Below are 25609 nucleotides of genomic sequence, written 5' to 3' on the forward strand. Positions count from 1 at the left end.
GTCAGTTGTCCTTCCTATCGGAGGATTCCTCCAGCTCGGCGGAGTCTTTCTCGCGGAGTTCGGTCATGCCGCGGGGCGTGGGCGGTACCGCGAGATCGACGGGTGGGACGGGATAGCCGCCCACGCCGGTATCGGGTTCCTCTGGCGGCGTGTACGGCTTACGGCTGGGCCAGAACATGATCAGCAGAGCGACTCCGAGAGACGCCACTCCCACGAAGGCGACGCGGGTCGCCTGCGTCTGTTCGGCTCCGCCACCGATGTTGATCGCCGCCAAGGCCATCAACCAGACCAGCGAGACCGGAACCAGAACCTTCCAGCCCAGGCGCATGAACTGGTCGTAGCGTAGACGCGGCAGGGTACCGCGCAGCCATACGTAGACGAACAGCATGAGGAGTACTTTTCCGAAGAACCACACCAGCGGTAGGTATCCCTCCGACGCCGCCGGCCACCACGATTCGGGGAAGGGAGGCCGCCAACCGCCCAGGAAAAGGGTGGTGGCCAGGGCCGACATGGTGACCATATTGACGTATTCGGCGAGGAAGAAAGAGGCGTACTTGAGGCTGGAGTACTCGGTGGCGAACCCCGACACCAACTCCGATTCCGCCTCCGGAAGGTCGAACGGCGCGCGGTTGGTCTCCCCGACCATGCTGATCAAGAAGATCACGAACGACGGTGCCAGGATCAGGAAGTACCAGCCGGGTAGATTGACGTTCGCTCCGAAGATATTGAGCTGCAACGGCTCTGATTGACTGTTGACGATCGCCGACATGGACGTCAGCTGGGACTGGAAGAACACCGTCAACACCGCCAGCCCCAAGGCGATCTCGTACGAAATCACCTGTGCGGCGGCGCGCAGAGAACCCAGTACCGAATACGCCGACCCCGACGACCAACCGGCCAGCACGAGACCGTACACCCCAACGGCCGACGTGGCCAGAATCAACAGCACCGACACCTCGAAGTCGGTCAGCTGCAAGGGCGTGGCATGGCCCAGCATGTTCACCTCGGGCCCCATCGGTATCACCGCAAAGGCGGTGAACGCACAGGTGACCGCAATGAGCGGAGCGAGCAGGAAGGTCCATTTGTCGGCGGTACGCGGAGTGATGTCCTCCTTGAACGCCAGCTTCAAGCCGTCGGCCAGTGACTGGAGAAGCCCGAAGGGCCCGTTGCGGTTCGGCCCCGGCCGCACCTGCATGAAGGCGACCACACGGCGTTCGAACCAGATGGTGAACAGAACCAACACCACCAGCACCACAAAGGTGCCCAGAGCCTTCAGCGCAGTAAGCCAGAACGGAATCTCGGGGAAGGTGCTCATAGGGTCCTCTCCTTCACGTCGACGCGTTGCGCGGGAGTGGAGTGGTTATAGCTGGATATCGATACCACTTGGCCGTTTCCGGCCCCCAGATGACGGAAGATGCCCCGCCCGGGCGCGTTCGTCGGGAGCCACACCACGTCGTCGGGCATGGCGGTGACGCGCAGCGGCAGCGTGATCGAACCGATCGTGGTGCCCACGGTGACGCCGCTACCCTCCTCGGCTCCAATGGAAGCGGCGGTATGGCGCGACAACCGCACCACCGGATCGGGAGCACACTCGGCCAGGTGCCGATTGTTCTCCTGCAGGCTACCGCCGTCCAACAGCTGCCGCCACGTGCCCAGAACGGCCTTGCCGGCACCCGGACTCGGCAGCGAGGCCGGCTCCACTTCGGGAGCGGGTTGCCGTGTCATGGGATCGGGCAACCCGGCGACCTCGGCACGAACCTCATGCACATCGGCCAGACCGAGCTTGTAGCCCATGGTCTCGGCCAGAGCATCGAGAATCTCGTGATCCGATTTGTACTCGGTGTCGAAGGTGGCTTCAAAACCGCGCAGGCGCCCTTCCCAGTTGAAGAACGCACCGGCCTTGTCGCTCACCGGGGCGACCGGTAGCACGACATTGGCCACCCGAGTCACCGCGGAGTGACGGATTTCGAGGCTCACAATGAATCGTGTAGCGTACAGAGCCGCCTCGATGGCCGGAGCGTCCACGAAGTCGTAGGGATCCACCCCGCCCAACAGCAAACCTCCCAGATCCGCCTCGGCAGCGGTGGCCAGGAGATCGAAGGCATTGCGTCCGTTCTTTTCCGGTAGAGAATCGACGTCCCAATAACGGGCCAACAGGTCACGGTCGGCGGGATATTCGCTCAGTCCGCCACCGGGCAACATGCCGGGAAGGCAACCGGCCTCCACGGCACCGCGGTCGCCGGCCCGTCGCGGGACCCAGGCCAGGGTCGCGCCCGTCTCGCGGGCCAAACGCACGGCAGAGCTCAAGGCGCCTTCCACCGTCGCCAACCTCTCCCCGAGGAGAATCACGGCCCCTTCTTCAGACAAGGCCTCGCGGACGGGGCCTTCCCGCGTCCATTCGGCCAAGAGTTGCGCTTCTCCGCCCGGGGCGCAGTCGACCAGTTCGGCGCCCATCTTGCGGGTTCCGTTCGTCGCGTAGGGTGCCACCACCTTGACGTTAAGGCCGTGCTTTTCCGCGGCTTTACGCAGCCGCAGGAACAGGATGGGACATTCCTCCTCGGCCTCCAGACCGACGGAGACGACCGTACCGGCGCTTTCCAAGGCCTCATAGGTCACCGCCCCATTCGCCGGGAAGCGCCCGGCCACCGCATTGGCCAAGAATTCCGCCTCCTCCGAGGAGTGCGGCCGCGAACGAAAGTCGATGTCGTTGGTGTTCAACGCGATACGGGCGAACTTCGAGTAAGCGTAGGAATCCTCCACGGTGAGACGACCACCGGGAAGTACTCCGACTCCGGCCTCGTCACGGGCCTGCCGCAAACCGTCGGCCGCCGCCCGCAACGCCTCCGGCCACGAGGTCGGCTGCAGGCGGCCGTTCTCGTCACGCACCAAGGGTTCGGTAATACGGTCGGTGGCCTCGATGTAATCGCTGGCCCAACGCCCCTTGTCACAGTTCCATTCCTCATTGACCGCCGGGTCCTCACCCGCCAGGCGACGCAGAGTCTTACCCCGACGATGGTCGGTTCGTTGCGCGCAACCCGCGGAGCAGTGCTCACAGATGGAATCCGACGACACCAGGTCGAACGGGCGCGCTTGAAAGCGGTACTGCGTACTGGTCAACGCTCCGACCGGACAGATCTGAACGGTGTTTCCGCTGAAATAGGAATCGAACGGTTCGTCCTCATAGATCCCCACCTGCTCCAGCGCGCTTCGCTCCATGAGCTCGATGAACGGGTCACCGGCGATCTCATCGGAAAAACGCGTACAGCGAGCGCACAACACACAGCGTTCCCTATCCAACAGCACCTGCGGGGAAATCGGCAGGGCCTTCTTGTAGGTGCGCTTGTCGCTCGCCTCCATCCGGGTTTCGGTTCGCCCGGCGGACATGGCCTGGTTCTGCAGCGGGCATTCGCCGCCCTTGTCGCAGACCGGGCAGTCCAAGGGGTGGTTGATGAGAAGGAATTCCATGATTCCCTCTTGAGCATCGCGCGCCGTCTCACTGGTGTGCTGGGTTTTCACCACCATGCCGGGCATGGCGGTGGTCGTGCAGGAGGCGGCGGGCTTGGGCATGCCGCGCCCGTTCCCCATGTCGGGGACGTCCACGAGACACTGCCGACAGGCACCGGCCGGCTTCAGCAGAGGATGGTCGCAGAAACGCGGGATCTCGATGCCAAGTTGTTCGGCGGCACGGATCAACAGGGTCCCTTGAGGGACGGTGATCTCGTGACCGTCAATGGTGAAGGTGACTGTCTCTTCCACCATGTCAGTGGGCTCCAATCATGTCAGCGTGGAACAACGGCTGTTTATTACCTTCGATGTAATCCACGTAGTCTTGGCGGAAGTATTTGAGAGAGGACGTCACGCACGAGGTGGCTCCGTCTCCGAGTCCGCAGAAGGACCGTCCCAGCAGGTTCTTACACGCGTCGGTGAGCAGTTTCAAATCGTCCATCGAGCCTTGTCCCGACAGGATGCGCTCATAGACGTGGATCATCCAGAAATTGCCCTCGCGACACGGGGTGCACTTTCCGCAGGACTCGTGGTGATAGAACTTGATCCACCTCCAGGAGGCCACCACGGGACAATCCTGATCGGAGTAGATCATGATCGCCGTCGTACCCAGAATCGAACCCGCCTGCGCCACATTGTCGAAGTCCAGAGGCGTATCGAGATGTTCGGCGGTCAGCAGGGGCGTGGACGAGCCTCCGGGAGTGAAGAACTTGACCTCGTGGCCTTCCTCCATGCCTCCCGCCAGTTCGATCAACTCGCGGAGCGTGGTTCCCAGTGCGCATTCGTACTGCCCCGGTCGGCGAACCCTGCCCGACAGGGAGTAGATCATGGTCCCGGCGGCGTTCTCACTGCCGAGGCTCTTCCACCATTCGGCCCCGCCCAGCACGATGTGCGGGACGCACGCGATCGAACCGACGTTGTTGATGCACGACGGTTTCTGGTAGAGCCCGTGGGTGGCGGGGAAGGGCGGACGCAGACGCGGCTGACCGCGATATCCCTCCAGGGAGTCCAAGAGCGCGGTCTCTTCACCACAGATGTAGGCACCGGCTCCCGAATGCACATGGATCTGTAGATCGAATCCGCTGCCCAGGATGTCGTCTCCCAAGTATCCCGCCGCGCGCGCTTCCGCGGCCGCACGACGCAGGCGACGTGCGGCGTGAACGGCTTCCCCACGAATGTAGATATAGGCGCGGGAGGCGCGAATGGCGTAGGAGGCGATGATGACGCCTTCGATGACCGAATGCGGGTCGTTCATCATCAGCGGCAGGTCTTTGCAGGTTCCCGGTTCGCCTTCATCGGCATTGACGACCATGTAGTGCTCTTGGTCGTCGTTGGGAACGAACTGCCATTTCATTCCGACTGGAAAGCCCGCTCCCCCACGTCCGCGGTGGCCGGACTCCTTCATGAACTCCACCAACTGATCGGGGGTGTACCGCAGAGCTTTACGGAGGGCCTTGTAGCCGTCCAACTCCTCGTACACGTCGATCTTCCATGCCGATGGGGACAGCCACCGTTTGGTCAGGACGGGTTTCAGTTTCGCTAGGACGTTATCGCTAGGCTGACGTGGACTGGGCACTACGGTTCTACTCACTTACGGCCTCTTCGGTTTCGGAAAGGAGAGGAGAGTCGGGGTCGCCATACGACACCGACTGACCGGCCTCGGCGGCAAGGCGAGCCCCGGCCAACGTGGCATCTCCCTGCGCATTCGCCTCGATCGCCGGGGTGCGATCATCATCGAACCCCGCCAGAATCAATTGAGTCTCCTTAAGCGTGCAGAGGGGCGCACCCCGACTGGGGAAGGGACGGTTGCCTTCTCGCAATTCCCGCACCAGGTCGACGGCGGACTCTTCGTCCATGTCATCGAAGAATTCGTAGTTGACCGTCACCACCGGCGCGTAATCGCATGCGGCCAGGCATTCGGCGTGTTCGAGGGTGAACTTGCCGTCGGCGGTGGATTCGTCGTGCCCTACTCCCAGCTCGGTAGACAGACGGTCGTAGATCGACTGCCCGCCTTTGGAACGGCAGAGGGTATTGGTACAGACGCTGACCAGCCAGTCGCCAGTCGGTTGACGCTTGTACATGGTGTAAAACGTCGATACCGCCATGACCTGAGCCTTGGTAATGCCGAGTTGTTCGGCGCAGAATGAGATTCCGTCGTCGGATACGTACCCTTCGACCGACTGCACCAAATGCAACAGCGGCAGGAGCGCCGAGCGCTCGCGGCCCGGTGGATAGCGGTCGATGATCTCCGCCGCCTGCTCCCGCAGTTTTTCGGAACGAACTATGTCCGACACGGCCTTGTCCGACTGTGGCATTACCGGTCACACCCTCCCATGACTGGATCGAGCGAGGCGCCCCCGGCGATCACGTCGGCCAAGAGTCCTCCCTCCGCAAGCGCAGGTATCGCCTGCAGGTTGATAAACGACGGGTCCCGCATGTGGATGCGGAACGGTCTGGTTCCTCCATCGGAGACAGCGTGTACGCCGAATTCACCGCGCGGGGCCTCCACGTTGCAGTACACCTGTCCGGGAGGTACCCGGAATCCTTCGGTCACCAATTTAAAGTGGTGAATGAGAGCTTCCATCGACTGGCTCATGATATGGCGAATGTGGTTGAGGCTGTTGCCCATTCCGTCCGCACCGACGGCCAACTGAGCCGGCCAGGCGATCTTCTTGTCCTCCACCATCACCGGTCCGGGCTCGAGCTTGTCAAGCGCCTGGCGCACGATCGACAGTGACTCGCGGATTTCATCGATGCGCACCAGGTAGCGCGCCCAGGCGTCGGCTCCGGTGTGGACGGGCACCTCGAAGTCGTAATCCTCGTAGCCGCAGTACGGCTGCGTCTTACGCAGGTCCCACGGCAATCCGGCGGCACGCAGGACCGGACCGGTCACTCCCATGGCGAGGCAGCCGGAAACGTCGAGGTACCCCACGCCCTGCGTGCGTTCCTGCCAGATGGAGTTGCCCGTGAGGAGGTCGTCGTAATCGTCGAGCGCCTTGGGCATGTACTCCAGGAAGTCCTTGATCAGACTGATGGCTTCGTCGTTGATGTCCTGGGCCAGACCGCCGGGGCGAATGTAGGCCATGTTCATCCGCAGTCCGCTCGCGGCTTCGAAGATGTCGAGAACCTTCTCGCGATCACGGAATCCGTAGATCATCATCGACAGCGCCCCGAGCTCCATACCCATGGTGGCCAAAGCGACCAGGTGGCTGGCGATGCGGTTGAGCTCCATCATGAGAACTCGAATGGTCTGCGCCCGTTGCGGGACGGTGATGTCAAGCAGCTTCTCCACGGCCATGCAGTAGCCGGTCTCGTTGAAGATCGGGGCGAGATAGTCGGCCCGGGTCACGAAAGTGGTTCCCTGCGTCCAGTTACGGTACTCCAGGTTCTTTTCGATACCGGTGTGGAGATAGCCGATCACGGGTCGGATCGAGCGAACGATCTCGCCTTCCAGCTCGACGACGAGTCGCAATACTCCGTGTGTCGAGGGGTGCTGCGGCCCCATGTTGACAATCAGGCGGTCCTCACCGACCGGGTCCACCTCGGTGACCAGGTCGTCCCAATCTCCACCGGTGACGGTGAAAACCTTCCCTTCGGTGGTGTGACGCTCGGAGGCGTACGATTCGGCAGTCACTTATAAGACCTCCGTTGATCAGGTGGGGCAATGTGCGCGTCTTTGTATTCCACATCGATGCCGCCGAGGGGATAGTCCTTCCTTTGCGGATATCCCTCCCAGTCGTCGGGCATGAGAATTCTGGTGAGAGCGGGGTGTCCGTCGAAGATGACGCCGAACATGTCGTAGGTTTCGCGTTCCTGCCAGTCCGCGGTGGGATACACGCCGGTGACCGACGCGACCACCGGATTGTCGGCCCCCACCGAGGTCTCCACTCGAATCCGGCGCCGATAGGTCATCGACGTCAGGTGGTAGGCGACGTGCAGGTGGTGTTGTTGGTCGGGATAGTCCACTCCCGACAGGGAGTTGCAGAACTCGAACTTGAGATTCTCATCGTCCCGCAGCACCTTACAGAATTCGGCGGTACGGTCGGGAGCGATGTGCACGGTGAGTTCGCCGTGCTCCACCACCACCGCGCGAAGGGACTCCCCACCGAGTCGTTCGCGTAGTACGTCGACGACCTCGTCGAAGTATTCCCCGTACGGCGCCGGGCTCGATATGATCTCGTCGGGGTGGGCCGGTTGCCGCACCAGGCCCGAAAAGCCCGAGGTGTCACCCGAGCCGGATACCCCGAAAAGTCCCTTTTGCTCACTCATTTCCGGACCACCGCCTTCTTGATGCGCAGTTGCTCCTGCTCACCCTTTTCCGCCGCTTCCGTCCATTCCTTCTTGCGCTGCTTGTTAAAGCGATAGGACGAGGGCATTTCCCCAGGACGCACGGTCGGCTGCTCTTCTTCCTTCTGCTCCAGACGGCGCTTTTCTCCCAGCGGCTCGTGCTGGATCTTGTCGTGCAGCTTCAAAATGGCGTCGAGCAGCATCTCCGGCCGAGGTGGGCAACCAGGTAGATACATATCCACCGGGACAACATGATCGACGCCCTGAACGATCGCGTAATTGTTGAACATGCCGCCCGAAGAGGCACAGACGCCCATGGACAGCACCCATTTGGGGTCGGCCATTTGGTCATAGATCTGTCGGACCACGGGAGCCATCTTCTGACTTACCCGGCCCGCCACGATCATGAGATCGGCCTGACGCGGCGAAGCGCGGAACACCTCCATGCCGAAACGACCGGTGTCGTAACGGGCCGCGCCGGTCGCCATCATCTCGATGGCACAACAGGCCAGCCCGAACGTGGCCGGCCACAGCGAAGCGCGACGTGTCCAGTTGACGATGCCTTCAACGCTGGTCAAAATAATTCCGGAGGGCAGTTTTTCTTCAACACCCATTGCTTAATCCCATTCCAATCCGCCACGACGCCATTCGTAGGCGTAGGCGATGAAGAGCGCGGAAATGAACATTGCGACGGCCCAGAAGCCGAAGAGCCCCAAAACATCGTGATACACAGCCCACGGAATGAGGAACATGATCTCTATGTCGAAGACGATAAAGAGCATTGCGGTCAGATAGAACTTAATCGGAAACCGTTTCGGTGCGGACCCTTCCGGTGGCGGCTCGATACCGCACTCATAGGGATCGATTTTGGCCCTGTTCACGCGGCGCGGGCCGATGATGCGCGAACCTATCAGGCTCACCACACCGAATCCCAGGCCAATGGCGAACATAAGCACCAGCGGCACATACACTTCCGTCCCCATTCAGGCTCTCCTCGACAGGCGCGGGGTCAGTACTTCCAGGGTGTTGACTATGTAGTCAGAGGTGTTCTTCGCCGGCCAATCGGCCAGATTCGCCAGCAATTTCAACACCAGACGCATCAGACGCGGGTGGCGCAAGCCTCGCTCGGTACACAGCCTCATGATTTCGGGGCGGCCGATCAGATCCACGAATATTCCGCCCATCCGGTAATACGACCCGAGTCGGGTACTCATGACGTCCGGATAGGTCCGCAGGATCGCTTCTCTCGCGGGGACGGAACGTGCGCGTAGCGCTTGCGCGCTAATGCGAGCCGCCACCTCCCCGGCTTCCATGGCGTAGGCGATGCCTTCTCCGTTGAACGGATTGACCATCCCTCCAGAGTCCCCAACGAGCATCACCCCTCGGGAGTAATGGGGTTGTCGGCTGAATCCCATCGGCAGCGCCGCGCCGCCGATACCGCCTTCGGCGTTGGACTCGTCGTTCAAGCCCCAGTGAGGATCGGTCGTCTCCAGCCAATCGTTCAGCAGGCGACGGTAATTGGTCTTTCCGTACGCGGTGGAGGAGTTCAATACCCCCAGACCCACGTTCACCCGTCCGTCTCCCAATCCGAAGATCCAGCCGTAGCCGGGTTGCAGTACATCGGGGTTCTGAGCCGAACGCAACTCCAACCACGACTCCAGGTAATCGTCGTGGGTGCGCTCGGGAGCGTGGTAGTAACGACGTACCGCGACTCCCATGGGACGTTTCTCGTCACGCTTCAAGCCGAGCGACAGCGCAAACCGTCCGGCGACGCCGTCGGCGGCGATCACGACGGGCGCCCGGTACGACACCGGCTTACCGTCCCGTTTGGCGTTCACGCCGATAACCCGGCCGGCCAAGTCGAACTGCGGGCCGGTGACGTTGACACCGCATTCCATCCGGGCTCCATGGTGCTGTGCCTGCCGGGCGAGCATTTCATCGAAGTCCAGCCGAGTACGCGTCAGGCCGTAGTTGGGAAAGTGACGCAGATCGGGCCAGTCGAGCTCCAATTTGTAGTCGGTAGTCATAACGCGCAGCCCGCGATTGCGAATCCAACCGGCTTCGGGGGTGGTATCGATCCCCATGCGCAGCAAAGCCGCCACCGAACGGGGGGTGAGGCCGTCTCCGCAGACCTTTTCGCGCGGAAATCGGGTTTTCTCCAGTAGCAACACGTCAAGTCCGCGTCGGGCGAGGTGGTAGGCACTAGCCGCACCACCAGGACCGGCACCGACGACAATGACATCCGCGTCTGAGGCACCGTGAGTGGTCACCAATGATCCTCTCAACTGTTAAGACGGTGAGACGTTGTTAACTCATCACCTGCTTGTGAAGATATTCACAAGACCTACCCGCAGGGTAAACCTTCTCTCATAACAGCCTTCACTTAGGTCCACCTAAGTATTTATAGATGCTGGTTAAGCGCCTCTTACTGGGAAGTAACCATAGATTCGCCCGTATTGGTCACCGCTCTACGTCCCCAATACGATGACGTAACGCCGATGTGCCAACAGAACACCAACGTGAGACAGCCTATAAATCTCTCGGGTCGGCAACGGCACTGCCCACTCGGCATCTAGAGAAAAGCGAGCTCAGCGATTCGTTAGAATATGCGTCATGGCCCCGGAAGATGCAAGAACCAAACGATCCCGCGCCCCTTGGCCCGATCGCCTCCGTCAGTGGGAGCACAACACCACCGCGATCCTCATGGTCCTTGCCGTGTTGTTTCTACTGGCCTACGCCACCCGCGTCCTGGCGCCCGGCCTGCCCGACACCGTCCGCCAGTCCCTCATCGCCGTCGACATCCTTATCTGGACGTTCTTCGCACTGGAATACCTCTGGAGGCTCCGTCTGGCCGGACGGGGACGACGTATCGAGTACATGGTCGCCACCCCGCTTGAGGCGGTCACCGTATTGTTGCCGCCGGCGCGACCGTTGCGACTCCTGCGCGCCACCATTCTGATCCTCGAACTCATCGCGCGACATACGCAACTGCTGGTGCGCACCCGGATGTCGTTTCTGGTCATCGGATCCATCGGCATGATGCTTTTTCTCTCGTCCCTGGCCGTTCTGGACGCCGAGCGTGACGCCAACAGCAATATCAACACTTGGACGGATGCCATGTGGTGGTCGTTCGTCACCGTCACCACCGTGGGATACGGAGACTACACTCCGGTGACTCTCATGGGACGGATCATCGCCGTGGTCCTCATGGTGGTGGGAATCGGCCTCTTCGGTTTCGTCGCCGCCACTCTGGCGTCCTGGATCACCGACAAAATGAAGACTCTTGAGGCGCGGAATCACTCGGAGGACGAAGCGGGTCCGGGCGAACTGGAAGACGAAGTTCACGCCCTCCGTAAAGAAATCGCGGAGCTACGAAAGGTCCTTTCCCAACAACAGCACAATTCTGCGGTACCCGACCAGAATCCGGGAACAAACCCAACGACGACAGAAATCAGACGAACACAAGAATGAGAGCTGACGGGAAAACCCCGTCAGCTCTCATTTATTGACAATTCCAATCCCTGCTTCTACAGAGCCTTGAGAACCTGTGGTTCCAGTTTGTAGAAAATCCACCGCCCCAGGAACATGACGATGATCGCGAAGAACGTCACCGACAGGATCGCGTACTGGTTGGGAGCCAAGCCGGGAATCCAGACCGCACGGTGCATCTGGAAGAGGACGACCAGAGGGTTGTATTCATACAGAAACCACAGGGTCGGATGGTTCTGCAGTGCGTTCTGCACTCGGCTCAAGGGAAACAGAATCGCAGAGGCGTAAAAGAGGATTCGCATGAACAGCGGAAGGAATCGCTGAACATCACGATATAGAACGTTCCCAGCAGCCAACATGAAGGCGAATCCGGTCAGTATCATCGCCTGCAGCAGGATGGCCGGAAAGATCCACAAGAGATTCCAGCCGAAGACTCCGTCCCCGAGTACGGCGGCAACGATAATGATGGGGAATCCCGCCAAGTACTCGGCAAACCGTGCCAATACCTTAGACAGTGGAAACACTTCTCTCGGTACCTTCATCACCGTGATCAACGCGCTTTGCCCGTTCAGAGATCCGGCTCCCTGCGAGACCGCGGAGCTGAACCATTGCCACACGAAAATACCCGAAATGATGTATACCACAAGATGGACGTCATTGGGAAGCTGTGTACCGCGCCCGAACACCAAGGCAAAGACGAAGTAGTACACCACCGCCATACCAAGAGGCTCCACCAGCGACCAAAAATAGCCCATAACCGTGGACTGGTATTTGACCGCCAGGTCCCTACGCACAAGCGTGCTAAGGGCGTGACGGTGGCGAAAGACGGCGGTCAGACCGGTGGTCAGGGGGAACTGTCGTTGCATGCCGACCTGGGACGTGGTACCCGGGCCGCTTGGCTCATCTACATTGGATGAATCCAGGAAACGTGGCAGCTCGCCGGTCTCGTCCAAGGAAGGGCGGCGCTGCGGCGCTCCCGAGGCGTTCGAGGTCGGTGTCGGGTTATCCGAGCTCATCAATCATCCCGTCCAAGTGGTGACGTATCTCGTGGGTATCCATATCACGGTGCTCAAGAATGGTATAACGCCCAGGGCGTGTCGCCGGTGCGTACGCGATGGCTTTTGTGAGGCGGTCCGGGGTGAGACCCAGTTCCGTAGGCGTCGTCGGCAGTCCATGACGACGATACGCGACGACGAGGTCATCCCACAATTGCCTGTCATCCCGTATCCAGGTGCAGTAAAGCGCTCCCAGAGCACCTTGCTGGCCGTGACTGCCGGAACCAGGATACAGGTGTTCAATCGCGTGTGCGATCTCATGGCATCCTCCCGAACACGGTCGCGACGATCCGGCCATCCCCATGGCCAAACCTCCCTGAACCAAGGCGCTCGCCAAGGTGTAGAGGAAATCCGGGTCGTCGATTCCCTTGGGATGCCGTAGCACCGCTTCGGCGCCGCTGTAGGCGAGCGCCGCTGCCAGGCCGTCGTATCGTTCCGCGGTGTGCCGGTGGGACAGCTGCCAATCCGCCACGGCCGAAAGGTTCGTCAGCACGTCGCCGATACCGCTGAAACGCTGCACAGCAGGTGCGCGTAGGACACGATCCAGATCGACTGCGATCGCCAAGGGCGTATGGACGCCGTAGGACGTGGAGACGCCGTTTTCATTGCGAAGACTTGCCACTGGGGAGGCGATTCCGTCGTGGGCCAGGGAGGTGGCGACGGCGACCAATGGGGTCCCCAGTTCTGTGGCGGCGTATTTCGCGGTGTCGATCACTCGGCCTCCACCAAGGGCGACCAGTGCGTCGATGTCGCTGGTCTTCAACAGTCGGGCGAGATCGCGAGCATGTGACAGATCGCCCGCCTCGATGACGTGTGTCGTGGCCTGCGGCAAATTTAGATCCGCGACCAGGTCGTGGCCTATACCGGTTCCGGCTACGACCGCGACCCGCCCGGTCGGGGCGATGTTCGTTTCCCGCAGGAGTGTGGGCAGGTGATCTATGGCATCGGATCGGATTTCCACTGCCAGTGGGGCGAGGACGGTCCGAGCTAGGAGCGGCATGCGAGTTCCTTTGCGCGGTTCCAGTCGTCGTGATCGTCGACCTCGGTCCACTCGACGGCCCCAATGGGAACCTCGGCCACCAGGTGTTTTTCCGCCAGAATCTGGTAGGCGTCCTCGTAGTACAGGTCGGGGTTATTACGGAAGGTGGTTTCCAATGCGCTGGTCAGATCGTCCGCGCGAGCGGCGGGAATGAGACTGACGCCGATGTATTCGCCGACCGCGTTGTCGCGAGGCTGCTGCTTATGTATCAGGTCGACCGTGCCGTCGGTGCCGAGCCGCACTTTCATCGCCTCGTCGGTCAGGTCGTGGTAGTCGTCCACCGCCAGAAGCAGCTGACGACCTTCGTCCACGTCCATGAGACGTTCTTCCACGCTGTGTGGATGGAACGTGTCCCCGTTGACCAAGACGGCTCCGTCGCGATAGTGCGCACGGGCGGTCCACAGCGAATAGGCGTTGTTCCATTCGGGATGGTCGTTGTCGACCAAAGTCAGTTTGACGTCGTGCCGTTCTTCCAAGATGTGTTGCCGTCGGCGGATCTCTTCGGCGGCATGGCCGACGGTGACGGCGATATCGGTGATTCCCACGGCGACGAGTCCGGACAGGATCGTATCCAGGATGGTTTCGCCCTGGTCGTTGAGAGGCAGAAGGGTCTTGGGGATGTCATCGGTGTCCGGACGGAGTCGTTGCCCTTGGCCCGCAGCTAGGATTATGCCTCTCACAATGCGCCTTTCTGATGGGTCGATTTCGTATCAAGAGTACCGCGTGACTCAATACTCAGCGGATTCACCGGTCCAATCAAAAAATTCCCGGCAATTCAACTCCAGAGCAAGCGAATCGAAATCCTCAGCGGCGACGAACCGGACCACCAGAGCACGGCGGAACGATGCTGCGGTAGAACACCCAATGCGTTCGACCAGGGCTCTGACCACCACACTCTCCCCAAGGAGGCGCCGACTCTCGAACCGCAACCACAGAAAAACTGCGACGCGGCGGTAGAGCTAACCGTGCGTTCGAAAGAGCGCTGCCATCACTCCATCCCCGGGGACGAGCCAACTGGCGAGCCGCAAGCACTGAAAGTGCGACGCGGCGGTAGAGCTGGAGAGGAGCTGAGATTGTTCCAGGTGCTTCAGATTTGCGCGCGGAGGACTCGTAGCGGCCTTATGGCCGCAAGAGGCCCCCACAGCGCAAATATGGAGTGCCTGGGGCAATCTCAGCGGTCAGCTCTCAACCCGCTTTTTGGCGAGGTTGTCCGCCAGCGCGTCGAGGAACTCGTCGGTGGTCAGCCAGTCTTGCTCGCCGCCGACCAGCAGGGCGAGGTCCTTGGTCATCTTGCCGCTTTCGACCGTTTCGATGACGGTTTTCTCGAGGTCGTCGGCGAACTGAGTGACCTCCGGGGTCTCGTCCAGCTTGCCACGGTGTGCCAGTCCCCGCGTCCAGGCGAAGATGGAGGCCACCGGGTTGGTGGAGGTTTGTTTACCGGCCTGCCATTGGCGGTAGTGCCGGGTGACCGTACCGTGCGCGGCTTCGGCCTCCATGGTCTTGCCGTCCGGGGTCATCAGCACCGACGTCATGAGTCCCAGCGATCCGAAACCCTGGGCGACGGTGTCGGACTGGACGTCGCCGTCGTAGTTCTTGCAGGCCCATACGTACCCGCCTTCCCACTTCAGGGCGGCGGCGACCATGTCGTCGATCAGGCGGTGCTCGTAGGTGAGGCCGCGTTCGTCGAACTCTGCCTTGAATTCGTTGTCGAAGACCTCTTGGAAGACGTCTTTGAACATGCCGTCGTAGGCTTTGAGGATGGTGTTCTTGGTGGACATGTACACCGGGTAGTTGCGAGCCAGGCCGTAGCGGAAGGAGGCCCGGGCGAAGTCCTCGATCGACTTGCGGAAGTTGTACATGCTCATGGCCACGCCGCCGCCTTCGGGGTAACGTGCCACTTCGAATTCAACCGGCTCGGAGTCGTCGTCGGGGGTGAAGGTGACCGTCAGCGTGCCGGGTCCGTCGACTTTGAAGTCCGTCGCCTTGTATTGGTCACCGTGGGCGTGACGTCCGATGATGATGGGCTGCGTCCAGCCCGGGACCAGGCGGGGGACATTGCTCATGATGATCGGCTCGCGGAATACGACGCCGCCGAGGATGTTCCGGATGGTTCCGTTGGGCGAGCGCCACATTTTCTTGAGGCCGAATTCTTCGACGCGTGCCTCGTCAGGGGTGATGGTCGCGCACTTGACGCCGACGTTGTGCTCGGCGATCGCGTTGGCGGCGTCGACGGTGACCTGGTCGTCGGTGGCGTCGCGGTTCTGCACTGAGAGGTCGTAGTAACGCAGGTCCACGTCCAGATAGGGGTGGATGAGTTCGTCTTTGATCTTTTGCCAGATGATGCGGGTCATTTCGTCGCCGTCGAGCTCGACGACGGGACCGTTGACTTTGATCTTAGCCATCGTGGTGCCTCCTTATAGCTTTATAACAGTACAAGCGTACTGGATTTATTCCAGTGATGATCAATAGGCCGTTCGAGATGCCTGTCACGTCAAGTAGGCTGTAGGCCTATAATCTTTCAAGAAAGCTTATAGATCGCTTATGCCCCATATCGCCATGTGACGATATATGGCGTCTCCCCAGGGAAGGAAGCTGCCCATGCCTCAAGAAAGCCGTTCCTTGACCCGCCGCGGCATACTGCGGGCGGTCGGGATAACGACCGTCGGCGGTACCGCGCTCGCGGCGTGCGGCTCGGAGGACGACTCCCCGACCGAATCGCTGTTCTCATTCGCCTATGGCTACGACTTGGATTCCTTTAATTTCAATACCTTGTTGGGTAGTCAGAGCCTGTTGGAACAAGCGGCGATCGTCGAGTTGTTCCGTCCCTCAATAGCCATGTTGAACTGGGACAACTACCAATGGATTCCCCTAACCGCCGAAGAGGTTTCCTGGGAGTCGGATGACCTGATCATCAAGCTCCCGTCCGGCATGCAATGGTCGAACGGTGATCCGTTCACCGCCAAAGACATCGCCGGAAGTCTCAATGTCGAGCGGGTGATGAATTCCGACAGTGCGGTGGGATGGTCCGACATCACCGAGGTTCGTGTCGCCTCGGACCGCGAGCTCGTCATCTCGTTCACCCGCCGTTACCAGGGCATTGAAGTCGATGTGCTCCGCACCCGGATCAGTCCCTATTCCCTGTACCACGAGTGGATGGATCGAGCCGAAGCTCTCCTCGCAGAGGACAGGGGGTACGGCTCAAACGAGCAGAAGAAACTCGACGAGGAGCTCGGCGCCCACCGCCCCGGACAGGCGGACTTCCTCACCTACGGTCCTTATCGGCTCGAATCCACCGGCAACGACGTCATCAGGTTCGAACGCCACCCTGAGGGACGATTCGGTTCCCAGGTCACCTTCGCCAAGTGCGAAGTGCGCAACGCCGACAACAAGGAGGCCACACGTCTCCTGCTCAAGCAGGAAATCGACTACTCCACCCACGTTCTCAGCGCCGACAGTCGCGACATTCTCCATGACGTGGAGGGGATCGTGGAGCTCAATACCGAAGACCTCGTGGGTGTGGGACTCATGCTGAATCTCGAACGTCGTGAGGAATACCAAGACCGTCGTTTCCGACAGGCGCTTCTCCATATTTTGGACCGGGAATTCATCGCCGAAGCGGCGCTGGGAATCAACGGCTACTACCTGCCCACCGCCGACTGTGGTCTACCCAATCGGCACATCGAACAGATCTATGACCCCGACGAGGTCGATTCGCTCATCCGCTACGACACCGATCACGAAGCCGCCAAACGACTCTTGCGCGAGCTCGACTGGAGCGAAACCGAGGACGGCTGGATCGACGAGAACGGTAAGTTGGTCTCGGTGTCCGTCAGCGCCCCGGACGGATGGCAGGACTTCGAAGTCATCGCCAGGGAAGTCGCCGATCAACTCCGCTCGTTCGGGATAGACGCCGAGGACACGCGCATGGACGGAACCGATCCCTGGACGCAATGGAACAAAGGTGATTTCGAAATATCCGTACGCCACTGGGGAAACCCGACCGTCCCCTATCACTACGGATCGTGGACGATGGCATGGTTTACCGACAACAACCGCACCGATGCGGAACCCGGCATGTCGTTCCCCACCGATGAGGTCGACACCAGCGAATTCGGGCAGGTCGATTTGAATGAGCTCTATCGTCAAGCACGGGAAGGCGACACGGAGACGCAAGCGGAAGCCAATCGAAAGCTCGGCATCGTGTTCAACGAGACCCTGCCGCGAATCCCCATCGCGCTCAACGCGCGCATCACCTACGGCATCGAAGGTGTCCGAGCCAAGGAAATCGATCCGGGCGAGTTCACCAACAACAACGTTTACGAGGACAACCCGATCATGTTGCGTCTCATGCGTGGAGAACTGGAGCTCGCCTGAGACGACGACTCTCACGAATCCGACTCCGGACACGACTCGGCGGGGCGGCCTCACTGGAAACCGCCCCCGCCGATATCGTGACTCTTATTTAACCCTGGTGCGGGTAGCTCCATTCGCGCGGAGGAACGAAGTTCTCCTTGATCGAGCGCGGGCTGACCCAACGCACGAGGTTCTGCCAGGAACCGGCCTTGTCGTTGGTACCGGAACCACGGCCACCGCCGAAGGGCTGCTGGCCCACCACGGCACCGGTCGGCTTGTCGTTGATGTAGAAGTTGCCCGCCGACCAACGCAGTTCGTCCATGGCGCCGGCGATCGCCTCGCGGTCGTTGGCGAAGACGCCACCGGTGAGCGCGTACGGCGCTACATCGGCCGCCTGCCGAACCACGGAGTCGAAGTCCTTGTCGTCGTATACGTAGACGCTGGTGATCGGACCGAAGTACTCCTCGCGGAAGACCTCGTGTTCCGGATTGGTCGCCTCGATGACCGTCGGCTGAACGAAGTAGCCCTCCGAGTCGTCCGCCGTACCACCGGCGATGACGTTGGCTTCGCTGTCGTCGGCCAGACGCTTGAACAGAGCGGTGTGCTTGTTGTAGGCGCGCTCGTCGATGACGGCACCACCGAAGTTGCTGAAGTCGCTGACGTCGCCGTACTTGATCTGCGAAGTGATTTCCAGCAGACGGTCGCGCAGGCCGTTTTCCCACAGGCTGCGCGGCATGTAGGTACGCGACACCGCCGAGCATTTCTGCCCCTGGTATTCGAAGGCACCGCGTGCGGTCGCCACGGCCAACTGCTCCAGGTCGGCGCTCGGGTGAGCGACGATGAAGTCCTTGCCACCGGTCTCCCCGACCAGACGCGGGTAGGCACGGTACGAGGAGATGTTTTCGCCGACGGTCTTCCACAGGTGCTGGAAGACGCGGGTGGAACCGGTGAAGTGAATACCACCCAGGTCGGGATCGGCCAGGACGACGTCCGAAATATCGGGCCCGGGGCCGGTCACCATGTTGATGACACCGTCGGGCAGCCCGGCCTCGGCCAGGATCTCCATCAAGAAGCTCGCGGCGAACTGCTGTGTCGTGGCGGGCTTCCACACCACGGTGTTACCCATCAGTGCCGGGGAGGTCGGTAGGTTCCCGGCGATGGCGGTGAAGTTGAACGGAGTAACCGCGTAGACGAATCCGTCGATCGGACGGTGGTCGGTACGGTTCCACATTCCACGGGACGATTCGGCCTGCTGACGGTAGATCCGCTCGGCGAACGCGACGTTGAAACGCAGGAAGTCGATCAGCTCACAGGCCGAGTCGATTTCAGCCTGGGCGGCGGACTTCGACTGTCCCAGCATCGTTGCGGCGTTCAGCGCGTCACGGTAGGGCCCCGCGATCAGCTCGGCCGCGCGTAGGAAGATCGACGCCCGGTCGGCAAAGTCCATCGTCGCCCAGGTGCGTTTGGCACCCTTGGCGGCGGCAACGGCCTGTGCGGCCTGGGAGCTGGTAGCCGCATGGGTCACACCGAGCACGTGGGAGTGTTTGTGAGGTTGGACGACCTTAATGGCCTCCCCCTCGCCCCGACGCCAATCGCCTGCGATAAACATGTCAAGGTCATGTTCTTTGGAAGCAAGCTCACTGAGTTTGGCCTGCAGACTGGCGCGCTCCGGAGTCCCCGGGGCATAGGTATTAACTGGTTCGTTCTTCGGAGTAGGGACGGTAAACAAAGCGTCCATCGGATTCTCCCATCGATTTGAAAGCATTTACTCGGGTTCGACCTGTGAATCGCAGGATAACGTATCCCGATAACACTAACGTAACGGACCTGATTCCCACTGTTCAGCACCCTCAATTCTGAATTTAGCGCGACTTCGCCCCGCGGCGCTACCACCTGAGACGAAAGAATCCCCTTCCGCCGCCGATAGACATAGGCAACACGTCGACCCGGCGTTGATGTACTTCTAATCTGCCTCTCCGTATGGTGAGGGAGTGACGGACTTGATTACCCCTGATAAAGGGGATACGACGACCGAACCCGGTTCAAAGGTACAGGTGGCCATCAGCGCCCTGATCGCCATGTGCTCCTGGTCCTGGCTGATCTGGACCCTGATCTCGCTGGGCAACGTCCTGTCCATGGGCGGTCGTCTGGATCAGACCGGCATTGTCCTTGTCGCCTCCACTCTGACTCCACCCACCCTGGCCGCCACGTGGGCGGGAGCCGCCACCGGCCTACTCCTCCGCGCGTGGAAGGGGCCGCGCCCGCTGTCCATCCCCATAGGTGGCCTCAGCGTGGGAATTCTCTCCTGGGTCGGTATCTTCGCCTACTTCGCCGCCGACCCCATTATTGCGACCATCATCGGGGCTCTGCTCCTCACCTGCGCTCTCATCGGATCTCTCTTCGCCGTTCCGCACCATCAGGAAAAGATTCGGGCAGCGCTCCTCGCCACCGCCGTCTTGATGGTGTTCATGATCCTGCGCGGTTGGCTGAGGCCGAAGACCGAGCAGTTCTTCAGCGAAGCCCTGGACAATTACCAGGCCTGGGCGACCTATCTACCTCTGGTCGCGGGCCTCGTCATCGGGATCGCCACGTTCGTCTACCTTCGACTACGGCAACGCCAGACGACTCTGTACGGTTACGTCTTCGCCGCCGCCACCCCTGGGCTGATCTGGTTGATCGCCGCCATCGCCACACAGGTAGGAGCGGAGTTGCTGGTCCACCAGCTCGCCGACGGCCTCAACCCGCTCGACCAAGCGTCACTCCATACCTCGGGGCGTTATGAGTACAACGGGGCGATGACCGTACTGTTCACTGGAACCGTCACGGCGATTCTGGCCTACGGGCTCTTGATTCCGAAAAGCTCGTCCAAGACGACGGCCAACTCCGACGGGTGATACCAGTCCAGAATCCGCTCTTCCAGCGCTTCCGCATCGACCGATCCTTCGGTTAGTTCGGCGCGAATCGTCGCCGCGACCTCGGCGTCGTCGACATGGATGGCCGCCACCTTGGGAAGTTTCACCGAACCCGAGGCTTCGGCGGCCGCCGTTTCCGGAATTTCACGGAGAAACCTGTCGGGGAGATCGGCGCTGACAACCACCCGCCGCGGATGATCTCGGCTCACCAGGTCGATGGACGCCTGAGCGGCCTCGGCGAACGCCGTGTACTCCAAGTCCTCGCGCGCTGCCTTGGGAAACGCCTGTGTGAGTGCCGAGGTCACCAGATATACGGGTGCGTCGAGTTGAACCTGCCCTCGATCCAGCAGTTCCCGCAACATTTCTCCATTGGCCGGCACATGTATTCGCGACATGCTTGAATTGTCGCCCATTGCCGCCGATGACATACGTCGCCCCGGTGGATTGCGAGGCCGTCAACCCACCGGGGACATCGTTTAATGCAGAAACGCGAAATACCCGAGGAATACCAGCATCAGTACATAGGTCACCGGGTGGACGTCTCTCCAGCGGCCTCGCGCGACCATGACGAGCGGGTAGAAGAGCAGCCCCAAGGCGATTCCATTAGAGATGGAGTAGGTCAAGGGCATGGCGATGACGGTCAAGAAGGCCGGGATGGCGTACTCCAGGCGACTCCATTCAATGTTTCCCAGCGATTTGGCCATCAGAATGCCGACCACGATCAAAGCGGGAGCGGTGACCTGCTCGGTACCGGCGATGACGGCGAATACCGGGAAGAAGAAGGCGGACAATCCGAACCATGCCGCCACCACGACCGAGGTCAGGCCGGTACGTCCCCCGGCCGCGACTCCTGCGGTGGACTCGACGTAGGCGGTGGTGGTGGACGTACCGATGACCGCTCCCGACATGGTGGCGATGGAGTCGGCACCCAATGCTCGCCCGGCGCGCGGAAGTCGGCCCTGTTTGTCCAAGAGTTCTGCCTGGTTGGCCACCGCGATGAGGGTCCCGGAGGTATCGAAGAAGTCGACGAACAACATGGTCAGCACCACAATGATCATCTGCGAGGTAAAGGCCTCCGGGAAATGTTCGATCGCCTGGCCGAATGTTTGGTCCAGGCCACCGGGCAGCGCCACGACCCCCGACGGCGCGTCGACCACTCCCGCGATCACTCCGACTAGAGCGGTCACGGCGATCCCGTAGAGAACCGCTCCCCTCCAGCCGATAACCAGAAAGATCACGGTGACGATCAGGCCGAACAGGGCCAATAGGGTCGCCGGCTCCCGGAGGTCGCCCAGAGCCACAAGGGTGTCGGGGTTCCCGACCACGATACCGGCGTTCTTCATCCCGATGAACGCGATGAACAGTCCGATACCGGCTCCTACGGCCAGTTTCATCTGCATGGGAATGGCATTGATGACGTATTCGCGAATTCCGGTGATCGCCAGAAGGAAAAACACGATTCCGGAAATCAGCGTTCCCGTCAGAGCCACCTGCCATGGAATACCCATCCCGAGTACCACGCTGTAGGCGAAGAAGGCATTGAGTCCCATCCCGGGAGCCAAGGCGATCGGGTATTTGGCCCACAGTCCCATCACCAAGGTTCCCACCACCGCCGACACCGCGGTAGCGGTAAAGACCGCCTGCATGGGCATACCCGCGGCCCCCAGATCCCCTTCGTCTCCCAGAACGAGGGGATTGACCGCCAATATATAGGCCATCGCCAAGAAGGTGACCGTACCGGCGAGGACCTCCCTGCCCATATTACTGTGGTGCAGACTCAAACCGAAATAGCGATCAATAACGTTGGTGGGCTTTGTATGCTGTTCCGGTGCGGTGGACGCGGCGTCTTCAGCCATATCCGGCAACTCCATATCGTTGTGCGGCGCCCCGGGCAGTAGGCGCATAAGGACAGATTAGGGCGTATATTGACACGTCGCTGAACCACACCCAATTTAACCGTTGCCCGGGAAGGGATGGTCAGCCCCTCTGCGAAGCGTCACTCAATTCGCTGGACCCACACTCGTGTGCGGAAGACCTCTGGCCCGAGCGGCTTGTCTGTCCCGGTGGATCTCCAGACCGTCGCAACGGCCACCGCCCGAACGCGCCGACCTTGTTCCCGCGCCCGTCCGATTCGACGGTCACGAGCCCATGCCACGGTCGACGGCGACTCCTCACGCAAGTATGGCCGGGCTGATGGGACAGCCCGGCCAATGGGTATGAAGAGAAGACACCATCGTCTCATTTGTGGAGACGCTTTTCAGCCGAATTCGACAAGTGCGCCAAGAACTTTGATTCCAATGATGTTGGGATTGATCCGGGGGCGAACATCATGGGCACCTATCAGTCGGATCGGCTACGACACTCTATTGAGCGCAGTCGGTCGGTTCACTTCCCAACACCGACACGCCGCACACGTTGATTTTGCCCGCGCCACGGAGGTCGATGGTGGCCAGTGCGATACCACTGTCGCCGCCAACCGGTTCCTCGGAAGCGGGAATCGAGTTGTCACAGTTCTGGTTGTCCACCGGTTTGTCGGTGGCGATGTTGATTCCGCATACCTGTATCTGACCGGCGTTACGGGCATCGACGTTGACCAGCGAGAGGGCTCCACTCGCCGGTGTCTCCGCTTCCGCGGACTGACGCCGCTCGGCCAATTCGTCACCGAGATAACGCTGGTCGTCACAGGCCGGATCGGCGGGGGCACCGTAATTCTGCAGTCCGCAGAACGTCGGCATGTCGAACTTGTCCTGTTCGATTTTGACGAGGCGGAAACCGCCCGATTCCTCCGCTCCCTCGGGAGCGGCCATTGCTGTACCCGCTGTCATGGCCAAGGTTCCCGCGGTCGCAACCGTCAGGGAGGCCACTATCGTCGAGGCAGCTGTGAGATTCTTCTGCATAATCATCCTCTTTGCCGGGCAAGTTCGTTGCGTTCGGCTGGCATCGTTCGATTTCCGCTGTAACGACGAAGGTGCTTACCGCAATGGGTAAGCACCTTCCAGTCACAGCGAACAAGTGCCTCTTTAGAGGTCACCCATGTCGTTCATGAGCATGTTCTTGTCGCCACCGTTGTCACCGTCACCGTTGCCGTCGTCCGGAAGTCCGGGGCCCTCGGTGATGTGGTCGGTGTTGTCGCAGTTCTGGTCGACCGACGTGGTGAGCGCGTTGCCACCACAGATCTGCCAGTGAGCGAAGTCCGAGATGTCGGCGTTGACGACCGACACGTCGCCGGCGTCCACACCGGACTGAGGCCCCTCGCCGATGTGGTCACGGTTGTCACAGTTCTGGCCGTACGAAGTGGTCAGAACATTGATGCCACAGATCTGCCAGTGCAGAGCGCTGGAGGCATCGATGTTGGCCAGGCTGACCGAACCGGCGTCGACGCCGGAGTTCTCGGCGGCCATGGCCGGAGTTGCGGCACCCGCGACGGCCAGTCCAGCGGCCGCTACCGCTGCGGTGGAAAGCGTTTTACGCATTGTCAATCCTTTCGCGAGTAACTTTTTACTCGGTGATGTGGTCGCGGTTGTCACAGTTCTGGTCGAGCGACGGGCTCACGGCCACGTTGCCGCCACAGATCTGCCAGTGAGCGGCGCTCGAGATGTCCAGGTTGCCCACTGAGACTTCACCGGCGTCTACACCGGACTGAGGTCCTTCACCGATGTGGTCACGGTTGTCACAGTTCTGCCCGTAGGACTGGGCGAAGGCGTTGATGCCACAGATCTGCCAGTGAGCGGCGCTCGAGGCGTCGACGTTCAGCAGGCTGACGTTACCGGCGTCGACGCCGGAGTTCTCGCCCGCCATGGCCGGAGCGGCAATACCGAGAGCGGCTACACCAGCAGCGGCGGCAGCGGAAGTAACAATCTTGCGCATGTTGTCTGTTTCCTTCGTTTTAGGATCAGTGGGCGGAGGCCCACGCGATTTTTCTGACAATGTCGGCACTTGACCGTGCGCGACGTACTGCTCTGTCGATGACGGATGGAATGAACACGAGTGTCTTCACATCAATCAGCGATGCCACAGTCATATCCGAATAGGACTGAACTCGTTTTGACATGACTCGTGCGCGGCTGGGAGTCCGACTGTTCACACCCGCCCGTGCGACTGTTGTGAGCGTTGCGTCCTCAGAGGTCGTCAAGTGGGTACGTGAGTCCCTCGGCGGTGCGACTCTCCTCCGAGTCCGCGTTCCCGATATAAGCCACTCAGCGACCCATGCCATGGGTCGAGCGTGACCGTGGGAATCACTGTCTGCGACAGTGGAGACGACAATGGCGATCGCGGGTTCCAGGTTCCTGGAGGACCCTGTATACACATTGCCGTCCAAGTCAATGTTCAATGACGTTGTCAGTACCGTGTCGACGCTGGGTTCGCGTCGCAGGTACGGTCGTAGAGAAAATCCGCCGTGTGCGTCAGAGGCGACCGGTTCAGAAACCGACGACGAGAATCGCGCCCGACCGTGGCCAGACACCCAGTGAACAGACCGAATTCCATGCGCCTCAAGCTTGTGGCTGCACCGGTGTCGCACAGCCGCCATTTCGGCCAGAATATGGTTGGCAAGCCCAGAGTGGAACTCACTTGACCGTTCACTGATCGCACGGGACATGGCGATCGATTTCGTTTCGGCACCGATTTCACCGACTGCGTTGGCGTCACACTCAAGGCGATCGGTACGGAACGAAGTCGAAACGATACTCCTCGGTCGGTACGCGACGCTGTGCCGCCTCGCGCCACATTCAACGCGCCATTGACCGTGGTGAACCATTCCGCCTCCTTTCCTTTGATCGCAGTGACATTCCGACGAATTCACTCGGTCCTCATCGAACCGCTTAGGGCGTTGTGCCCCTTGCACTAAATAGAACGAACCACGGGAAAAGGGGGATACGGCTGAAATAGGATTTTTTGGCGCATAATAGGTGAAATCTCCTCTTGTCGTTTAAACATCGCCCACCACCTGGGGTTTCGCCGGCGATCCTCGT

The 25609-nt window shown here is 60.7% G+C and carries 21 protein-coding genes and 1 pseudogene; 3 read left to right on the forward strand and 19 right to left on the reverse strand.

Annotated elements, in window-relative coordinates:
• Position 1: 1 nt before the first annotated feature.
• From nuoH to HALAL_RS0102960, 9 genes and pseudogenes are all read right to left on the reverse strand, one after another.
• Positions 2 to 1315: an NADH-quinone oxidoreductase subunit NuoH gene (gene nuoH / locus HALAL_RS0102920; RefSeq protein ID WP_025272568.1), complete on the reverse strand. Its 1314-nt coding sequence runs from the start codon at positions 1313 to 1315 to the stop codon at positions 2 to 4.
• On the reverse strand, positions 1312 to 3759 hold the full coding sequence (locus HALAL_RS0102925; RefSeq protein WP_025272569.1) for an NADH-quinone oxidoreductase subunit G: 2448 nt from the start codon (positions 3757 to 3759) through the stop codon (positions 1312 to 1314). Before HALAL_RS0102925 ends, nuoH begins: the two co-directional genes overlap by 4 nt.
• 1 nt (position 3760) lies before the next feature.
• Positions 3761 to 5095: an NADH-quinone oxidoreductase subunit NuoF gene (gene nuoF, locus HALAL_RS0102930; protein WP_245598017.1), complete on the reverse strand. Its 1335-nt coding sequence runs from the start codon at positions 5093 to 5095 to the stop codon at positions 3761 to 3763.
• A 10-nt stretch (positions 5096 to 5105) separates the two neighbouring features.
• Positions 5106 to 5819 (reverse strand): annotated as a pseudogene (gene nuoE / locus HALAL_RS0102935) (NADH-quinone oxidoreductase subunit NuoE); the annotation flags it as partial.
• Entirely contained in the window at positions 5819 to 7138 is a 1320-nt protein-coding gene (locus HALAL_RS0102940) for an NADH-quinone oxidoreductase subunit D (protein WP_025272572.1), read from the reverse strand. The pseudogene nuoE and the gene HALAL_RS0102940, both read right to left, overlap by 1 nt.
• A complete protein-coding gene (locus HALAL_RS0102945) occupies positions 7135 to 7773 on the reverse strand; it encodes an NADH-quinone oxidoreductase subunit C (protein WP_025272573.1) in 639 nt (212 codons plus the stop codon). Before HALAL_RS0102945 ends, HALAL_RS0102940 begins: the two co-directional genes overlap by 4 nt.
• Positions 7770 to 8405, reverse strand: coding sequence for an NADH-quinone oxidoreductase subunit NuoB (locus HALAL_RS0102950; protein ID WP_025272574.1), 636 nt, complete (start codon positions 8403 to 8405; stop codon positions 7770 to 7772). The genes HALAL_RS0102945 and HALAL_RS0102950 overlap by 4 nt, the downstream gene beginning before the upstream one ends.
• Positions 8406 to 8408: 3 nt before the next feature.
• Positions 8409 to 8774 (reverse strand): NADH-quinone oxidoreductase subunit A, encoded by a 366-nt coding sequence (locus HALAL_RS0102955; RefSeq protein WP_025272575.1) that lies wholly within the window; start codon positions 8772 to 8774, stop codon positions 8409 to 8411.
• Positions 8775 to 10061, reverse strand: coding sequence for a geranylgeranyl reductase family protein (locus HALAL_RS0102960; protein WP_025272576.1), 1287 nt, complete (start codon positions 10059 to 10061; stop codon positions 8775 to 8777). It lies immediately after the preceding gene.
• A 343-nt stretch (positions 10062 to 10404) separates the two neighbouring features.
• On the opposite strand from HALAL_RS0102960, the gene HALAL_RS0102965 reads away from it, so the two are divergent.
• A complete protein-coding gene (locus HALAL_RS0102965; RefSeq protein ID WP_025272577.1) occupies positions 10405 to 11262 on the forward strand; it encodes a potassium channel family protein in 858 nt (285 codons plus the stop codon).
• Between the two features lie 56 nt (positions 11263 to 11318).
• On the opposite strand, the gene HALAL_RS0102970 is transcribed toward HALAL_RS0102965, so the two are convergent.
• The 4 genes from HALAL_RS0102970 to HALAL_RS0102990 form a co-directional block, all read right to left on the reverse strand.
• Positions 11319 to 12296, reverse strand: coding sequence for an ABC transporter permease (locus tag HALAL_RS0102970; RefSeq protein WP_245598019.1), 978 nt, complete (start codon positions 12294 to 12296; stop codon positions 11319 to 11321).
• A complete protein-coding gene (locus HALAL_RS0102975) occupies positions 12283 to 13335 on the reverse strand; it encodes an iron-containing alcohol dehydrogenase family protein (RefSeq protein WP_025272579.1) in 1053 nt (350 codons plus the stop codon). Before HALAL_RS0102975 ends, HALAL_RS0102970 begins: the two co-directional genes overlap by 14 nt.
• Complete coding sequence (locus HALAL_RS0102980) at positions 13323 to 14054, reverse strand: phosphocholine cytidylyltransferase family protein (protein ID WP_025272580.1); 732 nt, start codon at positions 14052 to 14054, stop codon at positions 13323 to 13325. The genes HALAL_RS0102975 and HALAL_RS0102980 overlap by 13 nt, the downstream gene beginning before the upstream one ends.
• A 498-nt stretch (positions 14055 to 14552) precedes the next feature.
• Positions 14553 to 15776 carry an NADP-dependent isocitrate dehydrogenase gene (locus HALAL_RS0102990; RefSeq protein ID WP_025272581.1) on the reverse strand — a complete coding sequence of 408 codons (1224 nt, stop codon included), beginning with the start codon at positions 15774 to 15776 and terminating at the stop codon, positions 14553 to 14555.
• Between the two features lie 196 nt (positions 15777 to 15972).
• On the opposite strand from HALAL_RS0102990, the gene HALAL_RS0102995 reads away from it, so the two are divergent.
• Positions 15973 to 17748, forward strand: coding sequence for an ABC transporter substrate-binding protein (locus tag HALAL_RS0102995; RefSeq protein WP_025272582.1), 1776 nt, complete (start codon positions 15973 to 15975; stop codon positions 17746 to 17748).
• Positions 17749 to 17836: 88 nt separating this feature from the next.
• Here the strand turns inward: HALAL_RS0102995 and pruA are convergent, their stop codons facing one another.
• Positions 17837 to 19465: an L-glutamate gamma-semialdehyde dehydrogenase gene (gene pruA / locus HALAL_RS0103000; protein WP_025272583.1), complete on the reverse strand. Its 1629-nt coding sequence runs from the start codon at positions 19463 to 19465 to the stop codon at positions 17837 to 17839.
• Between the two features lie 253 nt (positions 19466 to 19718).
• On the opposite strand from pruA, the gene HALAL_RS0103005 reads away from it, so the two are divergent.
• The gene (locus tag HALAL_RS0103005) at positions 19719 to 20621 is read left to right on the forward strand and encodes a hypothetical protein (protein WP_025272584.1); all 903 of its coding nucleotides are present in this window, start codon (positions 19719 to 19721) and stop codon (positions 20619 to 20621) included.
• Here the strand turns inward: HALAL_RS0103005 and HALAL_RS0103010 are convergent.
• The 5 genes from HALAL_RS0103010 to HALAL_RS0103030 form a co-directional block, all read right to left on the reverse strand.
• Complete coding sequence (locus HALAL_RS0103010; RefSeq protein ID WP_156937572.1) at positions 20564 to 21034, reverse strand: DUF6912 family protein; 471 nt, start codon at positions 21032 to 21034, stop codon at positions 20564 to 20566. The two genes, HALAL_RS0103005 and HALAL_RS0103010, sit on opposite strands and share 58 nt — an antisense overlap.
• Before the next feature lie 81 nt (positions 21035 to 21115).
• Positions 21116 to 22495, reverse strand: a complete 1380-nt coding sequence (locus HALAL_RS0103015) for a solute carrier family 23 protein (protein ID WP_035534327.1) — start codon at positions 22493 to 22495, stop codon at positions 21116 to 21118.
• A gap of 507 nt (positions 22496 to 23002) precedes the next feature.
• Positions 23003 to 23536: a hypothetical protein gene (locus HALAL_RS0103020; protein WP_025272587.1), complete on the reverse strand. Its 534-nt coding sequence runs from the start codon at positions 23534 to 23536 to the stop codon at positions 23003 to 23005.
• A gap of 123 nt (positions 23537 to 23659) precedes the next feature.
• Entirely contained in the window at positions 23660 to 24112 is a 453-nt protein-coding gene (locus HALAL_RS0103025) for a hypothetical protein (RefSeq protein ID WP_025272588.1), read from the reverse strand.
• 25 nt (positions 24113 to 24137) lie between these two features.
• Positions 24138 to 24506 carry a hypothetical protein gene (locus HALAL_RS0103030; RefSeq protein WP_025272589.1) on the reverse strand — a complete coding sequence of 123 codons (369 nt, stop codon included), beginning with the start codon at positions 24504 to 24506 and terminating at the stop codon, positions 24138 to 24140.
• Between the last annotated feature and the right edge of the window lie 1103 nt (positions 24507 to 25609).

Source organism: Haloglycomyces albus DSM 45210 (genome assembly GCF_000527155.1).
Lineage (GTDB): Bacteria > Actinomycetota > Actinomycetes > Mycobacteriales > Micromonosporaceae > Haloglycomyces > Haloglycomyces albus.